This is a genomic window from Burkholderia sp. 9775_39, assembly GCF_015712225.1.
GTDB lineage: Bacteria > Pseudomonadota > Gammaproteobacteria > Burkholderiales > Burkholderiaceae > Burkholderia > Burkholderia cenocepacia.
Window position 1 is genome coordinate 39,045 of the sequence record NZ_JACCQC010000026.1, and the last position, 14,483, is coordinate 53,527.

The following is a 14,483-nucleotide window of genomic DNA, read 5'->3' on the forward strand; positions in this document are numbered from 1 at the left end:
CCCACTCCGCTGGTCGACACTGGGCGCATCGAGCGGTTCGGTCGCGATCGCCTGCGGTTTTCATGAAAGTTCGCATAAAGCCGCACGCGAAATGCCCCGCTCGCATCCCGTCATTTCATTGAGGAGTTCACATGATCATTCGCGCCACCCTGGCGACATTCGTCGCCGCCACGCTGACGACCACCGCTTCCGCACAGGTGCTTCAGCAGAAAAACCTGCCGTTGAGTCTCGCCGCCGACATCGCGCAGCAAACGATCCAGGCATGCTCGGCCAGCGGCTACGACGTGACGGTCACGGTGGTCGACCGCAGCGGTATCGAACGCGCGGTGCTGCGCGGCGACAACGCGGGGCTGCATACGGTCGATGCATCGAAGCGCAAGGCCTACACCGCGCTGTCGACGAAAACGCCGACCGCCACGCTGGCCACGAACCTGCAGAAGAACCCGGCCGCCGCGCAGATGACGGCCATCGACGGCTTCCTGGTGCTCGGCGGCGGCGTGCCGATCAAGGCCGGCGACGAAGTGATCGGCGCCGTGGGTGTCGGTGGTGCGCCGGGCGGGCATCTCGACGAAGCGTGTGCGCTGCAGGGGATTGCGCGGGTACAGGCGAAGCTGATGTAACGAACCGGCCGCTCCCTGATGGAGCGGCTTTTTTATCGGGCGCCGACACAAACCGTGAATGCTCCCGCTTCTCACCCCGCCTGCCCGCCCAGCATCTGCACGAACGCGGCCAAGCCCGTCAGCATGATCTGCACGCCCACGCACAGCAGCAGGAACGCGGACACGCGCATCGCGACCTTCGTCCCTTCGCTGCCGAGATAGCGCGCGAGCGTCGTCGCGCGGCTGTAGATCTGCCAGATCGCGAACGCAACGAGCGCCGCGACCGCCACCGACACGACACCCGACACCAGGTAATCGCTCGCCGTATGCGCACGATTGGCATGCAGCGCGATGCCGGCCGCGATCGAGCCGGGGCCGATCGTCAGCGGCACCGTCAGCGGAAAGAACGCGCGCGACATCAGCTTCTGCAGATCGTCGCCATGCATGGCGACGTCGCCGCCGGCCGGGACGTCCGGCGCGTTCAGCATCGACCAGCCGGCCACCGCCACCGCGAAGCCGCCGCCGATCCGCAGCGCCTCCATCGAGATCCCGAAGAAGTTCAGCACCGGCGCGCCGACGAAGAAGATCACGAGCAGCGTGAAGAACACGTTCGTCGCGAGCTGCTTCGACAGGATCGCGCGCTCGGCTTCGGTCAGCGATTGCGTGCGTTCGAGAAACACGAACGCCATGCCGAACGGGTTGATGATGCCGATCAGGCCCGTGAAGCCGAACAGGATTTCAGGAATCAGGCGGTCGAGCTGCATCGCGATCGTGCTCTCCGGTAACGAACGGGAATAAAAAAGCGGCCAGTCGAGAAGACCGGCCGCGAAGAGGAGATATCTCCATGATCCGGCACACGGGGGTATGCCGGGCCGCAGAAACTGAATTGTCGGGAATGTGGACGGGGAAGAAAATCAGCCGTGTCCGATTTTGTCGTCGCAGGTCATCAGCATCGCGATGGCCGACCCCGGACAGACACCCTGAAACTGGCTCGACGCCAACAACGGCTCCGGCACCGCTTCGCGGGCGATACGGACGAAACCCTGCCTGACGAAGTAGTCTTCCGCCGTCGTGGTCAACAGCCCGACCGACTGGACGGCATGCGCGCGGCATTGCGCGAGCAAGCACGTCACCAACAGCCGCCCTACCCCGGCGCGACGCGCGTGTTCGACGACAGCGATCGAGCGAATGAGCGCATGGCGTCCGTGAAATTCGATTCCGCCACACCCCACGATGCCAGATGCTCCATCGGCAACGACAAAATGCGGCAGGTGCACGGCGACGCCGGCGGTCGGCAAACCGCTGGCACGAAGCAGCGCCTCGATCGAGGTCAGATCGGATTCGGTCGCTTGACGAAGAAGTGCCATGGTTCCACTCCCGGTTTGGGGTGACATCAATCCCTGCGCTCAACACGCTCGCACAAGCCCGATGCGCCGCACCGCGGCGTGCCCGATTGCCCCCGCGTTCATTCGATGGCGATGCTAGATACGCGCTTGATTGACGCGTTTCGACAGTTCTTCCGCGCTTTCCTTCCGCTCACTATACCGGTCGACCAGATACGGGCCGACATCACGCGTCAGCAGCGTGAATTTCACGAGTTCTTCCATCACGTCCACGACGCGATCGAAATACGCGGACGGCTTCATCCGCCCCGCCTCGTCGAATTCCATGAACGCCTTGGCCACCGACGACTGGTTCGGGATGGTCAGCATGCGCATCCAGCGCCCGAGCACGCGCATCTGGTTCACCGCGTTGAACGACTGCGAGCCACCGCTCACCTGCATCACCGCAAGCGTCTTGCCCTGCGTCGGCCGGACGGCACCGACCGACAGCGGAATCCAGTCGATCTGCGCTTTCATGATCCCGGTCATCGCGCCGTGCCGCTCCGGCGAACACCACACCATCCCTTCCGACCACATCACGAGCTCGCGCAGCTCGACCACTTTCGGATGACTGTCGGGCGCGTCGTCGGGCAGCGGCAGGCCGCTCGGATTGAACACGCGCACTTCGGCGCCCATCGCCGCGAGCAATCGCGCGGCTTCCTCGATCAGCAAACGGCTGAACGAACGCTCGCGCAGCGAGCCGTACAGCAGCAAGAGCCGCGGCGGATGCGTCGATGGCGCCGCAGGTCGCAGTTGCGCGGGGTCCGGCACACGGAACAGTTCGGCATCGAGTTGCGGCAGGTCGTTCAGGTAGTCAGCCATGGGTAGATGCTCTCGTGATTTCAGGCGCGGCGCTCGTACCAGCCCTTCGACCGGTTGACGATGCGCACGACCAGCAACATCACCGGCACCTCGATCAGCACGCCGACGACGGTGGCCAGCGCTGCGCCGGAATGAAAGCCGAACAGGCTGATCGCGGCCGCGACCGCCAGTTCGAAAAAATTGGATGCGCCGATCAGCGCCGACGGACACGCGATGTCGTGCCTTTCGCCGACCGCGCGATTGAGCCCGTACGCGAGCGCGGAATTGAAGAACACCTGGATCAGGATCGGCACCGCGAGCAGCGCGATCACCAGCGGCTGCTTCAGGATCGCTTCGCCCTGGAACGCGAACAGCAGCACGAGCGTGGCGAGCAGCGCGGCGATCGACCACGAGCCGATCTTCGTCATCGCGGCATCGAACGCCGTCTGACCGTTCGCGAGCAGCCGCTTGCGCAGAATCTGCGCGAGGATCACCGGAATGACGATGTAGAGCACCACCGACGTGAGCAGCGTCGCCCACGGCACCGTGATGGCCGACATCCCCAGCAGCAGGCCGACCAGCGGCGCGAACGCGATCACCATGATGCTGTCGTTCAGCGCGACCTGCGACAGCGTGAACAGCGGATCGCCGCCCGTGAGCCGGCTCCACACGAACACCATCGCCGTGCACGGCGCGGCCGCCAGCAGAATCAGCCCGGCGATATAGCTGTCGAGCTGTTCCGCCGGCAGCAGCGGTGCAAACAGGTGGTGGATGAAGAGCCAGCCGAGAAACGCCATCGAGAACGGCTTGACGAGCCAGTTCACGACGAGCGTGACGCCGATGCCTTTCACATGCCGACGCACCTCGTGCAGCGCGCCGAAGTCCACCTTGACCAGCATCGGGATGATCATCACCCAAATCAGCAGCCCCACCGGCAGATTGACCTGCGCATATGCCATCCGGCCGATCGCCTGAAACAGGCCCGGCAGCGCCTGGCCGAGCGCAATGCCCGCGACGATGCATAACGCGACCCAAACGGTCAGATAGCGTTCGAAGAAATTGATGGCGGGTTTCGCGACCGCCGTACCGGGCGGCGTGATGTTGGACGTATTCATCGGACGAGGGTCGGTCTTGTAATCGTGGGCGGCTGCGCGTTTCGGCACATCGCAGCGCGCGATCAGTGTTGCGCAATCTCGATCAGCGCGGCCCGGAGTGCATCGTCGCTCATGCGATCGAGCGGCAGCGCCAGCAACTGCAGCATCCGGTAGCCGATCGCTTGCCGTGTCAGTTCGAAGGCGAGACGCTTGCCTTCGTCGCCGCCCGTCGCGTTCGACGGATCGGCGTAGCCCCAATGCACGCTGACCGGGCTGCCGGGCCAGTACGGGCACGTCTCGGCGGCCGCGCTGTCGCACACCGTGATGACGACGCGCATTTCCGGCGCACCGCCGCCGACGAATTCGTCCCAGCTTTTGCTGCGATAGCCGCTGACGTCGACGCCGGCATGCGTCAGCGCTTCCAGCGCGAACGGATTCAGCCAGCCGCTCGGCGCGCTGCCGGCGCTGTAGGCCCGCACATCCTTGCCGAGCTTCGCGGCCCAGTGATTGAGCATGCCTTCCGACAGGACGCTGCGCGCCGAGTTGTGGGTGCAGAGGATCAGGACGTTCGTGGTCATGGGCGGGGCGCGCGAAGGCGCGTCAGGATTGACGGGGGCGGTCGATCTTTCCGGAAGGCGAACAGACGGACACCGGCGAGCACGGATTGCCGCCGCAGCAGTTCTCCGTGAGATAGCCGAGCAGCCCGTTCATCGTGTCGAAGTTCGCGCCATAGAACACGAAGCGGCCTTCCTGACGGCTCGTCACGAGTTGCGCGTGCGCGAGCTCTTTCAGATGAAAGGACAGCGACGACGGCGGCACGTCGAGCAGCGTGGCGATCTGGCCGGCCGGCATGCCTTGCGGCCCGGCCTGCACGAGCGCGCGGAAAACCGCGAGGCGGGATTCATGCGCGAGCGCCGCGAGGGCGGCAATGGTTTCGTTCGTTTCCATATTTCGATAATAATCGAAATATGGAAATCAGGGAAGCGACGCCGATGCATGGCGTCGCGGGGGTAGCCCCGTCCGTCGGGACCGGGCGGGGCGCGTAACGCCCGCCAATCAGTGCGGGATCAAGCGCGTATGGCTTGGCAGCTCGACCGACAGATCGGTGCCGCCCGCGGCCGGTCGCGACGTATCGCGCGTCGCAGCGAGCCATTGCGTGAACTCGGCGGCCGTCATGCCGACGGCGTGGGCCGAACTCGATACCGGCGTGGCCGGCAGCGTATCGGCCGCGCGGGCCGCCTGCTGCGAATGCGGCGTCGCACCGCGTGCCGCAGTCGCCGCGTGTTGCGCGGCAGGCGCGTTCGCGCCCGCCTGACGCGCAGCCTTGCCGCGCGCCGCCGCAGCAGACTTCGCCGCCGGCCGCGCCGCGGCCACCGCAACCGGCTTGCTCGTCGACGATCCACGATCGGCACGCGGCGCCGCGGCTTCCGCGACGACGGCATCCGACGCAACCGCCATCGCCACCGCCACCGGCTCACTCGCCGCCCCGCTACCGGCGACACGCAACGCACGCGCTTCCGCGGACGCGGTTTCCGCTACCACCGTCGCGGCGGCCTTCATCTGCGCATCCGTCGGCGCCGCCCGATCCGCCCGCACGATCGCGACTTCCGCCGCGTGGCCCGTCGCCCGCGCGACTTCCGTCGCCGCGACGGCCGCTGTCGGCGCGGCCGCGATCGCCGCCGAATAAACCGCGTCGTGCTCGGCCGCGTGCTGACGCTCGTCGACCAGATGCGTCGCGAGGATGCACGTCGCGCCGAACAGCGCGCACGCCATCAGCGTGAGCCGCCAGCGGCGGCGCAACGGATGCGGACGCACCCACGCGCGGTTGTCGGAGCCGAAGTCGGCTGCGCGCACGACCTTGACGGGCCGCGCGGCCCGGGCGACGTTGCCGCCGTCCGCCCCGGGTGTCGGGACGCGCGGCGCGCCGTGGATATCGAACACGTGTTGCCGCGCCCGCCGGCTCGCCACGAACGGCCGGCGTCGCCGGCCGTACGGCGGCGGCACATCCGAGAACGGATGCGCGAGCGGAATCGCGTAATGCCCGGTGATGTCCTGCATGCTCATGATGTCGACGACGCATTGCGCGACATCCGCCGCGGCAATCCGTGCTCCCGTAGTTGAACGAATGGCTTCGAGTATCGCCGTCGCCCCGGTTCCGGTAAATCGGACTGCGTCACCTTCGGTCCGATACGGCGGTCAGCCTGGTCCTACCCGTGCCCGGGGCGGTCGAACGGACGGCGCCTCCCCGCGCGAGCCCGGCGTCGAACCCGCGCGCCCTCGCACCGTCCGTCGACCGTTCAACTGCCGCGATACGTCGACACGTACCACGGCGAACACAGCAGCGGCACGTGATGGTGCTGCGCCGGGTCGGTCACCGTGAAGCGCACCGGCACGACGTCCAGCAACGCATCCGCCTCCCTGAAGTACTCGCCGAGATGAAACCGCAGCTCGAAGTCGCCGCAGCGCGCGAGGTCGCCGTCGAGCATCGGCGCGTCGTTGCGGCCGTCCGCGTTGCTGGCCGCCCGCGCGACGAGCAGCGGCGGCGTCTCGCCCATGTCGTACAGCTCGATGCGCACGCCGACCAACGGCTGGCCGCTCGCGATATCGAGCACGTGCGTGCTGATGCCTGTCATGTCGTGTCCTTTCGCGAAAAGCGTGATCGCGTGCATCCCGTGCGTCACGTGCCGCGATACACCGTATAGCTCCACGGTCCGAACTGCACCGGAAGATGCAGCCGTTCGTCGTCGCGCGCGATCCGGAACCGAATCGGCACGACCGTGAGGAACGGCGACTGCACGCCGCGGGCGCGGAAGTACTCGCCGACGTGCAACATCAACGTGTACGTCCCCGCGCGATACGCGTCGCCGGCCAGCAGCGGTGCGCCGGTGCCGCCGCGCGCATCGACGGTGGCGGTGCGCATCGGCATGTCGTGCCCGCCGTCGACGCGCGACAGCTCGATGCGCATCCCTTCGGCCGCGACGCCGTGCAGCATGTCGACGATCCGCACCGTCAGGTCGGGCGACGCAGCGCGCCGCACACCGGGCGCATGGCCCGGCACCGGCTGCGCGTCGGCCGCCCACGCGGGCACCGCAGGCACCGCGGCCAGCGCGGCCGTCGCCAGCACGAGCCTGCGCCGCCCTGAATCGATTACGTCCTTCATGCGCTCAGCCTCCTCGCGCGGGGCCACCGACGGCTTGCCCGCTCGTCGATTCATCAGAACCGGCCGCGCAGGCCGATGAACACTTCGTTCGACGACAGCTTCGACTTCAACTGTTCGTCGCGCGCGTTGATGCGGTTCGCGAACGTGTTGAAGCCGGTCTCGACGTTGCCCATGTCGACATAGCGATACCCGAGGTCGATCGAGAAGCGCTTGTTGATCGCGTAGCTGACGCCCGCGCCGGCCGAGTACGCGAGGTTGGTCTGGGTCTTCGACGCGAAGCGGCGCGTATCGTTGGTCTGCCAGCCGTCGGCCGACACGATCGCGACACCGATGCCGAGCGTGCCGTACACGGAGAAACCTCGGCCGAGATCGAAGTCCTTGTAGCCGTTCAGCATCAGGCGCTGCGCCGATACGTGGAATTCGTTCGCGTTCGCGTCGAACGGCGCCCAGTAGCTAGTGAAGTTGTTGGTGCGCTTGAACACGTATTCGCCTTCCGCGCGCCAGCCGTTGCCGAATTGGTAGCCGAGACCGAGCGAGCCGGTGACGTTCGAACCGGTCTCGGGGCCGCCGACGCGGCTCGCGACGCGCGGGCTCGTCAGCTCCATGTTCACCGCGTTGTCGAACGCGCCGATGACGCGGCCCGTCGCGTAGTAGCCGGCGTCGCCCGCATCGGCGGTCTTCTTCGTCTCCGGTGCGGCGACGGTATCGGCGAAAGCGGCGCCCGAGAACAGCAGGGCGAGCGTGGACGGCAGGGCAAAGCGCTTGATCATGATGAATCGAATCCTTGACGATGAATGACGAGTCGGAGAAGCCGTCATCGTAGGAATCGCGCCGCGATCGTTGAACCCGTTCGGCTACGGGTGGCACCTCCGTAGCGCTACGGAGGCGAGCCGCCCGCGAGCGCCGCGTAATCGCGCACGAGCTCGACCAGCGACGCGGCCTGCAGCTTGTCGAACACGTTCGCGCGATACGTCTCGACGGTGCGCGGCGACAGCCCGAGCGCGCGGGCGATCTCCTTGTTGCTGCCGCCGCGCACGATCCCGTCCAGCACCTCCCGCTCGCGCGCGCTGAGCGTCGCGAGGCGGGCCGTACGGGTCTGGTCGGCGTCGTCCTGGCCGCGTTGTGCGGCCTGCCGGCGCAGCGCCTGCTGCACCGTGTCGATCAGCTCGTCGTCGTCCACCGGCTTGCGCAGGAAATCGAGCGCGCCGCGCTTGAACGCGCGCCGGCAGGCGTCGACGTTGCCGTGGCCCGTCATCACGATCACCGGCAGGTCGCGCCGCGCGCGTAGTTCGTCGAGCGCATCGAGGCCGCTCATGCCGGGCATCCGGATGTCGAGCAGCACGCAGCCGAGCGCCACGTCGTCGGCGTCGGCGAGGAAGGCCGACGCGTCCGGATAGCGGCGCGTCGGCACGCCGACCGTGCGCAGCAGCAACGCGAGACCGTCGCGCACGGCTTCGTCGTCGTCGACGATCGCGACGACGGACGCGTCGCGCGTTGCTGCGGGTCGAAGCGAATCGTTCATGCGACCTCCCCGGCCAGCGGCAGCAGCAACGTGGCCTCGACGCCGCCCGACGGCAGATTGCGCACCGTGAGCGTGCCGTCCTGGCGCTGCGCGAGCGTGTCGCACAGCGGCAGCCCGAGGCCAAGCCCGCGCGAGCGCGTCGTGAAAAACGGTTCGAACAGGCGCGGCAGCGCGTCTTCCGGCACGCCGGGGCCGTTGTCGGTCACGCTGAAGCGGTAGTGCTTGCCGACGTGCGCGCCGCTGACGCGAATCTCGCCGCGCGACGTGCCGGCCAGCGCATCGCGTGCGTTCTGGATCAGGTTGTGCAGGATCTGCTCGACCGCGATCGGCTCCGCGAACGGACGCGCGCGCGCCGCCGCGTTGTGCCAGCCGAGCGCGATCTGCTCGCGCGCGCAGTCGTCGCGATACAGGAACAACAGCGTCTGCATGATCGCATCGGGATCGAGCGCGCGGCGCTCGCCGCCATGCGCGGTCGTCACGGCTTCGCGCATGCGCTCCAGGATCGCCGCCGCGCGTTTGGCCTGCGCGACGCTCGTCTGCAGCGCGCGGCGCACGCTGTCGCGCTCGGCCGGTTGATCGAGCAGGCGCTCGGCCGCCCGCGTGTGGCTGACGATCGCGGTCAGCGGCTGGTTCAGCTCGTGCGCGAGGCCGGCTGCCATTTCGCCGAAGGTGTCGAGGCGGCCGAAGGTGTCGAGGCGCGCCCGCGCATCCTCGCGCCGCCGCGCCTCGCGCAGCCGCCATGCGCCGAGCGCGCCCGCCGCGAGCAGCGCCGCCACCGCGTTCCACAACGCGATCGGCAGCCACGGCAGATCGGCGGCCGTCAGCGTGCGCGTGGTGCGCAGCACGAACGCCTGCGGCTGCGCGGGCAGGTGTTTCTCGAGATGCATCGTCCACAACGGTGTCGCGTTGCCGCTCACGCGCTGCAGCAGATCGACGCGGCGGTCGCGCAATTCGAGCGCCGCCGACGAAATCGCCGTCGACCAGTCGCCCGGCTGCAACATCCGACGCGGATCGACGCGCACGGCCCAGCCGGTCCCCGCGATGAGCCAGTACGCGGCGGGCCCGTCGAACGCGAGCGTGAACGGCTTGCCGGGCCGCTGCTGCGGCAGCGCGTCGGGCACCGGCCCGCCGTCGGTCTGCCAGCCCGCACCCGGCCGCCAGTAAGCGAGCCCGTCGAGCTGCGGCATCCGCTCGCGCAGGTTGTCGAGCATGTGCGCGGGCGGCGCGGCCAGCGACGACGCGCCGAGCGTCGCGAGAATCGCCTCGTGCTGCGCGGCCTTCTGCGCGAGCAGGCGGATCGTGATGCTCGAATCCTGGAAGAAGCGGTCGTACGCGTCGGACACGGCGCGCGAGATGACGAACGCGGTGCCGGCGAGGCTCAGCGCGAGCCACGCGGCCAGCGCGGCGATTCGGAAAGACGGTTTCATGTTCGATGGCAAGCCGGAAAGCGCGCCGGTGTGCAACACGCAACGATTGCCGCACCCGGCGCCGGGTTGCCGTCATTGTCGGCAAATCGACCCGGCGCGTGGTCCGAATCCGGTTATGCCGGCTGTCAGCCCAGTCCTAAACCACTGCGGCACGGATCGCACGGCGCGAATTTCAGACTGGGCTGATGTTCTTCACGCACCGGACGCACCACAATCGGCTTGCTTGTTCTCCGTGGCCTCCTGGAGTACAGGCTCCATAGTCGATATTTTCCCGCCCTCCCCGGCGGGACTTTTTTGGACGGCGTCACGCCGCTACCTGCCCGGAACCTGTCCGGCCATGATCGCGCTCTCCTCTCCTCATTCGCGCACGCCCGGTGCGATCGCATCGTGACCGACGCCCCTTCCACCGCCGTCGCGATCCTGACGATCGACCATCCGAGCCGCGGCACGTTCGACGATCGGCTGCGTCGCGCCGGTTACGGCTACGACCGCCTGCGCATCGACGACATCCTGCGCCGCGCCGGCTACCGGCCGTCGCGCTTCGAGTACCTGCCCGACCTGCTCGCGAGTTGCGACACGCGCGCGTTCGATCTTTTCATCGTCCAGTGCGAAACGGCCTGCCGCCGCACGACGGACGCGATCCGTGCGCTGCGCGCGCGGTTTGCCGGCACCGTGGCGATCGTGTCGATCAGCCAGCGCGACGCCGAGCTCGCGCGCTCCGCGTGTTTCGTCGCCGGCGCGAACGAGCACCATCCGTACACCGTGGCGCCGGACACGTTGATCGCCAGCATCGCGACCTGGCTGCGCTGGTCGCATCATCGTGCGACCCATCATCGCCACTGGCGCATCGGCGCGTTCGAATTCGACACGGCCACGCGCAGCGTGAACGTCGCGGGCCGCGAGCACGTGCTGACCGAGAAGCACTTCCAGATCGCGACCGCGTTCTTCCTGAACATGGGCCGCGCACTCGACCGCGCGCATGTGAGCCAGCTCGTGTGGGGCTCGCTCGTCGCGGCGTCCAGCCGGCGGCTCGACACGCACGTCGCGTATCTGCGCGATCGGCTCGAACTCGACGGCCGGCACGGCGTGAAGATGATGACGATGTACGGATTCGGCTATCGGCTCGTCACGTGCGAGCCGGATGCGGAGCCCGCGCAGGAAGACGCGGCGCGGCAATAGCCGGCGGCGCATCGGGAATCCTGCGGGCTCGCGGTCGCCGGTCGCGCGCCTGCGCCGCACGTGCGTCGCCCGGTCGACTCGCCGCCCCCCGCAACCCTGACAGGCCCCATTGCGCGCTGATCGGACTCCATTATCATGGGGGCACCCTGGCCGACCGCCCCGCTCCCGATGGACCACCGCGCCGCACCCGATCCCGCCCGCTCCGCCGTCGCGCCCGCGCCTGCCGCGCCCACCCGCGTCGGCCGCCGCCAGCGCGCGCTGCTCTATGCCGGCGGCGCGGCCGTGACGGTCGCGATCCTGCTCGCGAGCGGCCTGATGCTGTACACGATGGCGCGCGAGGCGATCCAGGCGCGCTATACGACCTTCGCGGTCCGCCAGTTCCTCGTCCAGATCGAATTCAAGATGCGCACGACGGGCATGGATACGCTCGTCACGCACGACGAAGCCGTGTGGAATTCCCGTGCGACCGATCCGGCGCGCGTCGCCGCGCTCGCGGCCGGCCATGGCCGATTGATCATCCAGGGCAGCCCGACTTTCCCGCCGACGCTCGTGCTGGCCGACCTGTCGCCCGCGCACCCGGCCGACAGCTACGCGCACGACCTGGCGATGGCGAGCGACATGAGCTATCGCGTCGGCGCGTACGTCGCGAAGCACGACGCCGATCGCTCGATCGCGGGCTACGTGTATCGCCCCGACCGCAGCTTTGCGGTCGTCATCCCCGAACCGGTGCCGCCCGATCCGCTCACCGCGTCGCCCGCCACCGATGCGGCCACGCTGGTCGACAAAGTCGCCGCCGGCATCGCGACGCCGCCGCCCGGGCAATACGAATGGCATCCGCCCATCTACGATCCGGTACAGCGACGCGACGTGTTCCGGATCGCCGGCGCCGTCTACGACATGCAGGTGCCACGCGCGGTGTTCCTGTCGACGGTGCCGGTCGACGTGCTGCGCGCCCGCCTCGCGACGGGCGACACGGCCGATTCGGCGATCATCGTCGACGCGCACGGACGCACGCTGCTGCGCGCCGGCACCGCGGCCGACGACGATGCCACCCGCGCGGCCGTCGAGCGGCTCGGCGCGCATACGCGCGAAGCCGTCCGCCGCGGCGGGCCGCGCACCGCGTTCGGCGACGGGCTGTTCTCGCTGAGCCAGCCGATCGCCGAAACCGACTGGACGCTCGTGCAGGCGTTCACGCTGCGCTCGCTGCTCGCGACGATCGGCCTGCGCGCGGGCTGGTACGTCGCGATCATGTTCGCGGTGATCGCGCTCGTGTGGTGGCTGCTGGTGCGTTTCGACCGCCGCGTGCTGAAACCCGACGACGCGCGCACGCGGCGCGTGATCGACAGCGAGAACCTGAACCGGACGATCGTCGAGGCGGCGCCGTCCGGCATCGCGCTGCTGTCGCTCGCCGACGGCGCGGTACTGCTGCAAAACGACACGATGCGCGACTACGATGCGCGCCGCGCGGGCGAGCCGTCGTTGCCGGCGCGGCTGCTCGAACGCTTCGACCGTTCGCCAGCCGCCGCCGCGTGGCAACCCGATCTTCACGTGACGCTGCCCACCGCCAGCGGCGAAGCGGTCGACCTGCTCGTCAACCTCGTGCGCACGCGCTTTCACGACATGGACGTCGTGCTGTGCAACTTCTCCGACATCACGTCGCAGAAGAACATCGAGCGCCGGCTCGACGAAGCGGCGCGCGCCGCCGACGCCGCGAACGACGCGAAATCCGCGTTCCTCGCGACGATGAGCCACGAGATCCGCACGCCGCTGAACGCGATCCTCGGCAATCTCGAACTGATCGGCCGCGAGCCGCTCGCCGAGTCGCAGCGCGAACGGCTGCAGACGGTCGAAGGCGCGTCGTCGGTGCTGCTCGACCTGATCAACGACATCCTCGACCTGTCGAAGATCGAGGCCGGCCAGATGACGATCGAGGCGATTCCGTTCGATCTCGCGGAGACGATCCGGCAGACCGGCGCGATGTTCGAACCGCTCGCCGCAGCGAAGGGCTTGCAGTTCGACGTGTTCGTCGACGATGCGCTGGCGTCGCGCTATCTCGGCGACCCGACGCGCATCCGGCAGATCGCCGCGAACCTGCTCGGCAACGCGATCAAGTTCACCAATCACGGCGAAGTGACGCTCGAGGTGTATCTGCGCGACGACACGAACCCCGATTCGCCGATCGCGATCGGCGTCAGCGATACCGGGATCGGGATGACCGACGCGCAGCGCGCGGCGCTGTTCCGCCCGTTCACGCAGGCCGATACGTCGATCACGCGCCGTTACGGCGGCACGGGCCTCGGACTCGCGCTGACGAAGCAACTCACGCAGATGATGCACGGTGCGGTCGAAGTGAAGAGCGCGCCTGGCAAGGGCAGCACGTTCGTCGTCACGTTGCCGATGCGGGCGGCGAGCGACGCGCAGGTGGCCGAGCACGACGCGGCGCTCGCCGACGATGGCGCGCTGCCCAGCGTGAGCGCGCGCGTGCTGGTGGTCGACGATCATCCGGTGAACCGCACGCTGTTGCAGGGGCAGCTCGTCACGCTCGGCTATGCGGCGGATGCGGCCGAGGAAGGCGCGTCGGCGCTGCGGCGCTGTGCCGATACGCGCTACGACCTCGTGATGACCGACCTGAACATGCCCGGCATGGACGGCTATACGCTCGCACGCGTGCTGCGTGCGCAGTATCCGGAGCTGCCGATCGTCGCCGTCACCGCGCATGCGAGCGCGACCGAGCATGCGCGGTGCGCGGAAGCGGGGATCGTGTCGGTGCTCGTGAAGCCCGTGCTGCTCGACACGATCGATCGCACCGTGCGGCGGTATGCGCATGCGGCCGCCGCGCAGGCGCCGGCCCGGCGCGCGCTCGTCGATCTCGCGGAAGGGCCGTTGCCGCCGGACGTGCACAAGCTGCTGGAAACGAGCCTCGCGCAATCGCTGGCGGGGATTCGCAATGCGAAAGCGCGCGATGACGTGGCCGCGTTGCGGCACGAACTCCATTCGCTGCGCGGGGCGTTTGCGACGATTCACGAACATGACGTGGCCGATGCGGTCGGCGTGTTGCAGGCGGCCATTCATGGTGGCGACTTGAGCGCTTTCGACGCGCAGTTGGCGCATGTGGAACGTCTTGCGCGTGAAGCGCTTCAACGGCGCGCGACGCACACACCGTCTGGCTGAACACGGCGCGACCGGCGCTCGCCGGTCGGTCTTTTTCTCTCTCCCTGTCTGACGTTCGGACCACGCCGGCGAGGGCATCGCACGCCTGTAGGACTGGGCCTACAAAGACGCTATCTCGAATCAGCCAAGGACGACTGATTAGGACGAG

Annotated in this window: 15 protein-coding genes; 3 read left to right on the forward strand and 12 right to left on the reverse strand. The window is 68.4% G+C overall.

All coding sequences use genetic code 11. The features are described from left to right. The first annotated feature begins 131 nt into the window (after nucleotides 1–131). Nucleotides 132–620 (forward strand): heme-binding protein, encoded by a 489-nt coding sequence (locus tag H0X90_RS28060; protein WP_077189273.1) that lies wholly within the window; start codon nucleotides 132–134, stop codon nucleotides 618–620. A gap of 71 nt (nucleotides 621–691) precedes the next feature. On the opposite strand, the gene H0X90_RS28065 is transcribed toward H0X90_RS28060, so the two are convergent. The 12 genes from H0X90_RS28065 to H0X90_RS28120 form a co-directional block, all read right to left on the reverse strand. Further along, nucleotides 692–1,363, reverse strand: a complete 672-nt coding sequence (locus H0X90_RS28065; RefSeq protein ID WP_074804566.1) for a MarC family protein — start codon at nucleotides 1,361–1,363, stop codon at nucleotides 692–694. 150 nt (nucleotides 1,364–1,513) lie between these two features. Further along, nucleotides 1,514–1,966 (reverse strand): arsenic resistance N-acetyltransferase ArsN2, encoded by a 453-nt coding sequence (gene arsN2 / locus H0X90_RS28070; RefSeq protein ID WP_077189274.1) that lies wholly within the window; start codon nucleotides 1,964–1,966, stop codon nucleotides 1,514–1,516. Between the two features lie 114 nt (nucleotides 1,967–2,080). Then, entirely contained in the window at nucleotides 2,081–2,803 is a 723-nt protein-coding gene (gene arsH, locus H0X90_RS28075) for an arsenical resistance protein ArsH (protein ID WP_077189275.1), read from the reverse strand. Between the two features lie 20 nt (nucleotides 2,804–2,823). Then, nucleotides 2,824–3,897, reverse strand: coding sequence for an ACR3 family arsenite efflux transporter (gene arsB / locus H0X90_RS28080; protein WP_077189276.1), 1,074 nt, complete (start codon nucleotides 3,895–3,897; stop codon nucleotides 2,824–2,826). A 62-nt stretch (nucleotides 3,898–3,959) separates the two neighbouring features. Further along, the gene (locus H0X90_RS28085) at nucleotides 3,960–4,454 is read right to left on the reverse strand and encodes an arsenate reductase ArsC (RefSeq protein WP_077189277.1); all 495 of its coding nucleotides are present in this window, start codon (nucleotides 4,452–4,454) and stop codon (nucleotides 3,960–3,962) included. 22 nt (nucleotides 4,455–4,476) lie between these two features. Beyond that, the gene (locus H0X90_RS28090) at nucleotides 4,477–4,824 is read right to left on the reverse strand and encodes a helix-turn-helix transcriptional regulator (RefSeq protein ID WP_077189278.1); all 348 of its coding nucleotides are present in this window, start codon (nucleotides 4,822–4,824) and stop codon (nucleotides 4,477–4,479) included. A 108-nt stretch (nucleotides 4,825–4,932) separates the two neighbouring features. Beyond that, nucleotides 4,933–5,934, reverse strand: a complete 1,002-nt coding sequence (locus H0X90_RS28095) for a serine protease (protein ID WP_227739719.1) — start codon at nucleotides 5,932–5,934, stop codon at nucleotides 4,933–4,935. Nucleotides 5,935–6,173: 239 nt separating this feature from the next. Beyond that, entirely contained in the window at nucleotides 6,174–6,509 is a 336-nt protein-coding gene (uraH, locus tag H0X90_RS28100) for a hydroxyisourate hydrolase (RefSeq protein WP_077189288.1), read from the reverse strand. A gap of 44 nt (nucleotides 6,510–6,553) precedes the next feature. Continuing rightward, complete coding sequence (locus H0X90_RS28105; RefSeq protein WP_077189280.1) at nucleotides 6,554–7,036, reverse strand: hydroxyisourate hydrolase; 483 nt, start codon at nucleotides 7,034–7,036, stop codon at nucleotides 6,554–6,556. A gap of 53 nt (nucleotides 7,037–7,089) precedes the next feature. After that, the gene (locus H0X90_RS28110) at nucleotides 7,090–7,806 is read right to left on the reverse strand and encodes an outer membrane protein (protein WP_077189281.1); all 717 of its coding nucleotides are present in this window, start codon (nucleotides 7,804–7,806) and stop codon (nucleotides 7,090–7,092) included. A 107-nt stretch (nucleotides 7,807–7,913) separates the two neighbouring features. Further along, complete coding sequence (locus H0X90_RS28115) at nucleotides 7,914–8,558, reverse strand: response regulator transcription factor (RefSeq protein ID WP_077189282.1); 645 nt, start codon at nucleotides 8,556–8,558, stop codon at nucleotides 7,914–7,916. After that, nucleotides 8,555–9,985: a sensor histidine kinase gene (locus H0X90_RS28120; RefSeq protein ID WP_077189283.1), complete on the reverse strand. Its 1,431-nt coding sequence runs from the start codon at nucleotides 9,983–9,985 to the stop codon at nucleotides 8,555–8,557. Before H0X90_RS28120 ends, H0X90_RS28115 begins: the two co-directional genes overlap by 4 nt. A 387-nt stretch (nucleotides 9,986–10,372) precedes the next feature. On the opposite strand from H0X90_RS28120, the gene H0X90_RS28125 reads away from it, so the two are divergent. Together H0X90_RS28125 and H0X90_RS28130 are read left to right on the forward strand one after the other, a co-directional pair. After that, nucleotides 10,373–11,164: a winged helix-turn-helix domain-containing protein gene (locus H0X90_RS28125; protein ID WP_227739720.1), complete on the forward strand. Its 792-nt coding sequence runs from the start codon at nucleotides 10,373–10,375 to the stop codon at nucleotides 11,162–11,164. Nucleotides 11,165–11,299: 135 nt separating this feature from the next. Beyond that, nucleotides 11,300–14,335 (forward strand): ATP-binding protein, encoded by a 3,036-nt coding sequence (locus H0X90_RS28130; protein WP_227739721.1) that lies wholly within the window; start codon nucleotides 11,300–11,302, stop codon nucleotides 14,333–14,335. Nucleotides 14,336–14,483: the final 148 nt, after the last annotated feature.

Bases quoted from the DNA above. Each gene is read 5' to 3' on its own strand.
- H0X90_RS28060 (WP_077189273.1), top strand. From the start codon at position 132: ATGATCATTCGCGCCACCCTGGCGACATTCGTCGCCGCCACGCTGACG.
- H0X90_RS28065 (WP_074804566.1), bottom strand. From the start codon at position 1,363: ATGCAGCTCGACCGCCTGATTCCTGAAATCCTGTTCGGCTTCACGGGC.
- arsN2 (WP_077189274.1), bottom strand. From the start codon at position 1,966: ATGGCACTTCTTCGTCAAGCGACCGAATCCGATCTGACCTCGATCGAG.
- arsH (WP_077189275.1), bottom strand. From the start codon at position 2,803: ATGGCTGACTACCTGAACGACCTGCCGCAACTCGATGCCGAACTGTTC.
- arsB (WP_077189276.1), bottom strand. From the start codon at position 3,897: ATGAATACGTCCAACATCACGCCGCCCGGTACGGCGGTCGCGAAACCC.
- H0X90_RS28085 (WP_077189277.1), bottom strand. From the start codon at position 4,454: ATGACCACGAACGTCCTGATCCTCTGCACCCACAACTCGGCGCGCAGC.
- H0X90_RS28090 (WP_077189278.1), bottom strand. From the start codon at position 4,824: ATGGAAACGAACGAAACCATTGCCGCCCTCGCGGCGCTCGCGCATGAA.
- H0X90_RS28095 (WP_227739719.1), bottom strand. From the start codon at position 5,934: ATGCAGGACATCACCGGGCATTACGCGATTCCGCTCGCGCATCCGTTC.
- uraH (WP_077189288.1), bottom strand. From the start codon at position 6,509: ATGACAGGCATCAGCACGCACGTGCTCGATATCGCGAGCGGCCAGCCG.
- H0X90_RS28105 (WP_077189280.1), bottom strand. From the start codon at position 7,036: ATGAAGGACGTAATCGATTCAGGGCGGCGCAGGCTCGTGCTGGCGACG.
- H0X90_RS28110 (WP_077189281.1), bottom strand. From the start codon at position 7,806: ATGATCAAGCGCTTTGCCCTGCCGTCCACGCTCGCCCTGCTGTTCTCG.
- H0X90_RS28115 (WP_077189282.1), bottom strand. From the start codon at position 8,558: ATGAACGATTCGCTTCGACCCGCAGCAACGCGCGACGCGTCCGTCGTC.
- H0X90_RS28120 (WP_077189283.1), bottom strand. From the start codon at position 9,985: ATGAAACCGTCTTTCCGAATCGCCGCGCTGGCCGCGTGGCTCGCGCTG.
- H0X90_RS28130 (WP_227739721.1), top strand. From the start codon at position 11,300: ATGGGGGCACCCTGGCCGACCGCCCCGCTCCCGATGGACCACCGCGCC.